The organism is Ornithinimicrobium sp., assembly GCF_051004135.1.
GTDB lineage: Bacteria > Actinomycetota > Actinomycetes > Actinomycetales > Dermatophilaceae > Ornithinicoccus.
In genome coordinates, this window is record NZ_JBPCKQ010000222.1 from 21,021 (window position 1) to 27,020 (window position 6,000).

Annotated in this window: 5 protein-coding genes; all 5 read left to right on the forward strand. The window is 72.2% G+C overall.

Translation table 11 applies throughout. The annotated features are described in order from the left end of the window. The first annotated feature begins 61 nt into the window (after positions 1 to 61). On the forward strand, positions 62 to 301 hold the full coding sequence (locus tag ACR2FV_RS15975; protein ID WP_434016693.1) for a MoaD/ThiS family protein: 240 nt from the start codon (positions 62 to 64) through the stop codon (positions 299 to 301). Positions 302 to 728: 427 nt separating this feature from the next. Beyond that, positions 729 to 1,334 carry an RNA polymerase sigma factor gene (locus ACR2FV_RS15980; protein WP_434016694.1) on the forward strand — a complete coding sequence of 202 codons (606 nt, stop codon included), beginning with the start codon at positions 729 to 731 and terminating at the stop codon, positions 1,332 to 1,334. Further along, positions 1,331 to 1,828, forward strand: coding sequence for a hypothetical protein (locus ACR2FV_RS15985; protein WP_434016695.1), 498 nt, complete (start codon positions 1,331 to 1,333; stop codon positions 1,826 to 1,828). Before ACR2FV_RS15980 ends, ACR2FV_RS15985 begins: the two co-directional genes overlap by 4 nt. Beyond that, a complete protein-coding gene (locus tag ACR2FV_RS15990; protein WP_434016696.1) occupies positions 1,752 to 4,448 on the forward strand; it encodes a CHAT domain-containing protein in 2,697 nt (898 codons plus the stop codon). The genes ACR2FV_RS15985 and ACR2FV_RS15990 overlap by 77 nt, the downstream gene beginning before the upstream one ends. Next, positions 4,445 to 5,848, forward strand: coding sequence for an MFS transporter (locus ACR2FV_RS15995; RefSeq protein ID WP_434016697.1), 1,404 nt, complete (start codon positions 4,445 to 4,447; stop codon positions 5,846 to 5,848). The genes ACR2FV_RS15990 and ACR2FV_RS15995 overlap by 4 nt, the downstream gene beginning before the upstream one ends. Positions 5,849 to 6,000 lie beyond the last annotated feature (152 nt).

Consider the following 6,000-nt stretch of genomic DNA (forward strand, 5'->3'; position numbering starts at 1 on the left):
ACAGACCCCCCGATCGCCATACCGGCCATCGCGATGTCACGATGAGGGGCGAGGAGGAATGATGCCGACACTGCGCTACTTCGCCGCCGCCGCCGAGGCGGCCGGCACCGCCCAGGAGACGGTCATCGGGGCCGACGTGGCCGGGGTGCTGGCCGACGCGGTCGACCGGCACGGCCCCCGTCTGGCCCACGTCGTGGCCCACAGCTCGCTGCTGCTCGACGGTCGCTACGTTCAGGACCGCAACGTCTCGCTGGCCGAGGGGGACGTGCTCGACGTGCTGCCGCCGTTCGCCGGAGGCTGAGGCAGCAGCACCAGGGCGTCACCCCGAGGTGAAGATGACGGCTTCACCTCGACTGGTGCCGTGTCTCGCACACTGGCGCAGCGCGCGCAGTGCACCAGTGGTCCGGATCGTGCACCAGTCAGACACGTCGGCCTCGGGCCCTGTTCACCGACGGTCTGGCCCCCACGCCGCGGTGAGCCCCAGAGGCTGTCGGCACGTTCGAAGGTCCACGGTTCCGAGGTCCACGGTAGTGACGCGGCTCCCGATGCGCGGCATAGTGGTGAGGGACCGCCCAAGATCCTCCGCGCTCCGATGTATCAACTCAGCGCGTGCCGACTCCTCAGGTGTGACCAACCCTCTCGCAGGGTGCCCCTCCATCCGGCCCGGAAGGCCAGACCATGACCGAGCCACCTCACGAAGGATCCGGCAACGCGCCGGAGCCGAGGCCATGACCGCCGGACCCGTGGAGAGCATGACCGACCAGGCGGCCGCGGCCTTCCGCGACTTCCAGGGCGGTCAACAGCACCGGATGGCCGACCTCGTGGACCTGCTGACCCCGACCCTGTGGCACGTCGCGCGGGCGTGCCGCCTGGACCACCAGGCCGCGGAGGACGCCGTGCAGTTCGGCTGGCTGAGACTCGTGGAGCACGCGGAGGTCATCGAGGACCCACAGGCCGTGGTCGCGTGGCTGGTGACCACCGTGCGCCGGGAGTGCTGGCGGGTGAGCCGTCACGCGGCCCGGACCCGCCCCGACGACTTCGAGACCGAGCACGAGCTGCAGGACGCCGAGCTGCTGGGCCAGGCCCCGCCGCCGGACCCGGCCGTGGTCGCCGCACTCGATCAGGACAAGCAGCTGCTGTGGGGGCACTTGGGATCGCTCACGCCTCGGTGTCAGGCGCTGCTGCGGATCATCTGCTTCGCCGAGGCCCCTAACTACGCTGCGATCTCGGAGGACCTCGGCATGCCGGTCGGCTCGATCGGCCCCACCCGCGGACGCTGCCTGTCCACCCTGCGCAAGGCCCTGCTCGCCGATCCCCATTGGAGCCCGTCATGACCGAGCCGATGCCGCACGAGCCGCTGGATGAGGTGGACCACCAGATCCTGCGTCACCTGCGACTGGTCCACGAGGAGATCGATCCGCCGCCCGAGGACCTGGCGGAGCGGATGAAGTTCGCCCTGTCCTGGGCCGCCCTTGAAGCCGATGTCGCCCAGCTGCAGGAGCTGTCCGGCGCCGGGGTGCGCGCCGAGGCGGCCTACGGCGTGACGGACACGTTGACCTTCACCGCTGACTCGCTGAGCCTGATGGTGACGGTGACGGTGACCCACGAGGGTGGCGCGCGTGAGGGCGGGACGGTCCGGGTGGACGGCTGGGTCACCGACGGCGGACGGCTCGTCGAGCTCAGCGTCGGCACCGCCCGCTACCCCGCCACGGCCGACCTCAACGGTCGGCTGGTGTGGGAAGGTGTGCCACGTGGACGCGCCCAGTTCCTCATCCACCCCCTCGGCGAAGGAGCCCGGCCGGTCGTCACGCCGACCGTCGAGCTCTGAGGGGCTTGTCAACGCCGAGCTGACCGCTGCCGAGCGTCTGCTCGGGCAGGCGCAGACCGCGATCAACGCCCAGCGCGTCGAGCACGCACGGGAGCTGCTCGAGCGATGCCGGAGCGCCGTGGAGGACTTCCCGCGGACGACGGACTCCGACCGGGTGTCCCGACTGCACTTCGGGCTGAGGCTGACGGCCACCTGGATCACCTTCGAGGACTCAGGTCTGCAGGCTGCCGTGCACCGTGTCGACGAGCTGCGGGACCAGTGTCTCCGGGCCGGGCATCCAGACCTCGTTGCGCTGTGCGACACGCAGCTCGGAGCACTGTCCGGGCGCGGTGGCGACCTGGTGGGTGCCCTGACGGCTCTGCGCCGGGCTGAGCAGGGGCGCTCCTGGATGCCGACCATCCAACAGGTGCGCCTGCTGGTCAACCGAGGCACCCTGGCCATCCACTTGGCTGAACCTGTCGCGGCGAAACGGGACCTGGTCGCGGCGGCCGAGCTGGCGCACGAGGCGGGCTTGGGCTCCTTGGAGTTCCTTGCGGTGCACAACCAGGGATATGCGGACTTCATCCGGGGGGATCTGCCCGGTGCCCTGACATTGATGGAGCGGGCCGACGCGATGGACGTCGAGGTCGACCGAGGCATCGCCCTGCTGGACCGGGCGCGCGTGCTCCTCGAAGCCGGGCTCATCGAAGAGGCGCACGAGGTGTTGATCGATGCTCTGCAGCGATGCGCTTCCTCAGGCAGCCGGCACGACCTCGGCGAGATCGAGCTGGACCTGGCTCGATGCGAGATGCTGATGGGCCACAACGAGTCGGCGGGCAGTCGCGCAGCGGCGGCCCGGCGGCGCTTCCAGCGGCGGGGTGAGCAAGGCTGGCGGCGTGCGGCGCAGCTGGTCGAGCTCGAGACCCGGGCGGGCGGACCCGACTCCGCGACCTCTCGGGCCCGCCTCAGCAGGGCGCTCGGTGAGGCGGCCTCCCGTGCCGGTGACGACGGCATGCGGCGGCGCTCCGCCCTGGTCCGGGCCGAGGCGCTGGCCGATCAGGGACGGCATGCCGAGGCCAAGCCGGCCTGGGAGGAGGCCCGGGTGCTGTTGCGCTCCCCCCACCTGGCGACCCGGCTCCGCGCACGCCACGTGTCGGCGCGCATCAGCGACGGCACCGGCCGCCCGGCCGGCGCAGCCCGGACGCTGCGCCGGGCAGCGGACGATCTCGGCGCCGCCGGCCGGCAGTCCGCCGGCCTGGACCTGCGGACCGCGCTGACCGTCCACGCCTACGACCTGTTCGGAATGGACCTGGACCTGGCCCTGCGCGGCGGATCGGCCTCCCGCGTGCTGGCCCGCACGGAGCTGTGGCGGGACGTCGTGCGGGCGTTGCCCCCGCTGCGGACCTCGACCGACCCCCGGCGCGCCGAGGCCCTCAGTCGGCTCCGGCAGGCCCGCGAGGACCTGCGTCAGGCGCCGCCGGACGCCCAGCGAGGTCGGTTGCGCGCTGAGGTGACCAGGGCGGAGAAGGCCGTGCGCGAGCTGGACTGGACCACGGACACCGCATCCGCGCAGGTCTCGCCGGCCCAGGGTCCGCTGTCCTCGCGGGAGATCAGGAGCGCCGTGCAGCAGGCGGGCGTGAGCTTGTTGTCCACCCTGATCCGCGGCCAGGAGCTGTATGCCGTGCTGGTGCGTCCGGACGCAGGTCTGTCCTTGCACGTGCTCGGCTCGGTGCCGGCGATCACCGCGCGCGTGCGGTCGGTGCAGGCCGACCTCGCGGCCGCCTCCCGACTACCGGCATGGAGTCCGCTGCGAGGTGCCGTGCACGCCTCGCTCGCCGCGGGACTGGCCGAGCTCGACGCCACCTTGTTGGCACCGGTGACCCAAACCGGGTTGACGGACGGCCCGCTCGTGGTCGTCCCCAACATGGGCCTCATGCCTATCCCGTGGGGGATGTTGGCGAGCCGGCGCGGGCGAGCCACCACCGTGGCCCGGTCCGCGACGTCGTGGGCCCGACGGCACACTGAGCTGTCGGACGCTCCGCGGGTGCGCGCCCTGGCCGGACCCGACGTGCCACTGGCTGACACCGAGGTCACCGGCGTGGTGGAGTCCTGGGGGTCGGGGACGGCGCTGCAGGCTGCTGCCGCCAAGGCTGCCGACCTGGTGCCGGCGTTGACGGAGTGCGACGTGGTGCACGTGGCGGCGCACGGTGAGCACCACGCGCAGAACCCGCTGTTCTCCAGCCTGCGACTCAGTGACGGGTCGGTCTTCGCGCACGAGCTGGAGGGCCACCGGCTGCGGGCTTCGCACGTCGTGCTGTCGGCGTGCGACGGCGGGCGGATCAGCGTGCGCCGAGGCGAGGAGCCGCTCGGACTGACCGCCAGCCTGCTGGCGCTGGGGGTGCCGACCGTGATCGCCGCCGTCAGCCCGGTGCCCGACCAGGTGGCCCACGCCGTCATGAGGTCCTACCACCGGCAGATCGCCGGGGGCGTCGATGCCGCGACCGCGCTGGCCACGGCAACAGCGGAGGGCGACCCGCTGGCGGCGGCCTTCACCTGCTTCGGCTCGTCCTGGCGGTGCGCAAGCGGGCGGTCGGGCTCAGGCGTCGGTCCTCTGTCGATGCGGCCCATACTCAAGGGGTGACCGCCCAAGCCGACTACGTCGTCTACCGTTCGGCGACCGGCCGTGCCGTGGTGGCCGCGGCGACCCTGGGCAGCGGCATGATCATGCTGGACGGCACCGTGGTCAACGTCGCCCTGCGCACCATCGGCGCAGACCTGGACGCCTCGCTCGCACAGCTGCAGTGGATCAGCAACGGCTATCTGCTCTCGCTGGCCTCGCTCATCCTGCTCGGCGGATCGCTGGGCGACCGCTACGGCCGGTGCCGGATCTTCCTGGTGGGCGTGGTCTGGTTTGCCCTGGCCTCGGTGCTGTGCGGGCTGGCCACCACCCCCGAGCTGCTGCTCGCCGCGCGGGTGCTGCAGGGCGTCGGTGGGGCCCTGGTCACCCCGGGCAGCCTGGCGATGATCCAGGGATCGTTCGTCCGCGCCGACCGGGCCACGGCCATCGGTGCCTGGACCGGACTGGGCAGCATCGCCGCGGCGGTCGGCCCGCTGGTGGGCGGTGCGCTGATCGACTACGCCTCGTGGCGCTGGATCTTCTGGATCAACGTGCCGCTGGCCGTGCTCACCGTCTGGATCACCCGCCGGTCGGTGCCGGAGAGCCGGGACCCACAGGCTGCGCCGTCCTTGGACGTATGGGGTGCGGTCACCGCCGCCGTCGCGCTGGCCGGGGCGACCTACGCGCTGATCGGCTGGGGCTCGGCAGCGGCGCTGCCCCTCGCGGTGGTCGGGGCGCTCGCCGCCGCGACGTTCCTGCTGACCGAGCGGGGCACGACATACCCGATGGTGCCCCTGGGGCTCTTCGGCAACCGGACCTTCGGCGCCGCCAACGCAATGACCCTGCTGGTGTATGCGGCGTTGGGCGCGATCCTGTTCTTCCTGGTGCTGCAGCTGCAGACCGTCGTCGGCTACAGCGCCCTGGCCGCCGGGCTGTCGACCCTGCCGATCACGGTGTGCATGTTGTTGCTGGCCGCCCGGGGCGGGGCGCTCGCGGTGCGGATCGGACCGCGGAGCCCGATGACCTTCGGGCCGCTGGTGATGGCCGGTGGGGTGCTGTGGCTGCTGCGGGTCGGACCGGACGCGGTCTACTGGCGCGACGTGCTGCCGGGGCTGACCGTGTTTGCGCTCGGGCTCGCGCTGCTGGTGGCACCGTTGACCGCCACCGTGCTGGCGGCCGCGCCGGACCACCTCGCGGGGACCGCCAGCGGCATCAACAACGCCGTCTCCCGGACCGGCTCGCTGCTGGCCGTGGCCGCCCTGCCGGTGCTGGTCGGCCTGTCCGGCGACGACTACGCAGTCCCGGCGGTGCTCGACGTCGGCTATGAGCGGGCCATGCTGGCCAGCGCCGGTTTGCTCGCCCTCGGCGGGATCGGGTCGTGGCTGACCATCCCCCGGGGTCTGGAGGAGTGCCGCCCCGACTGACCGGTCGACACCGTGACGATGTAGACGGTTCGGCTCGCTTGACTGTGCCCGATCCTGACTGGTGCCCGATGCAGCACACTGGTGGGCCGTGTGCGCGGGGAACCCACGCGCGGACAAGGAACACAGCAAAGAAGAGGAAGGAGGGGAGGAAC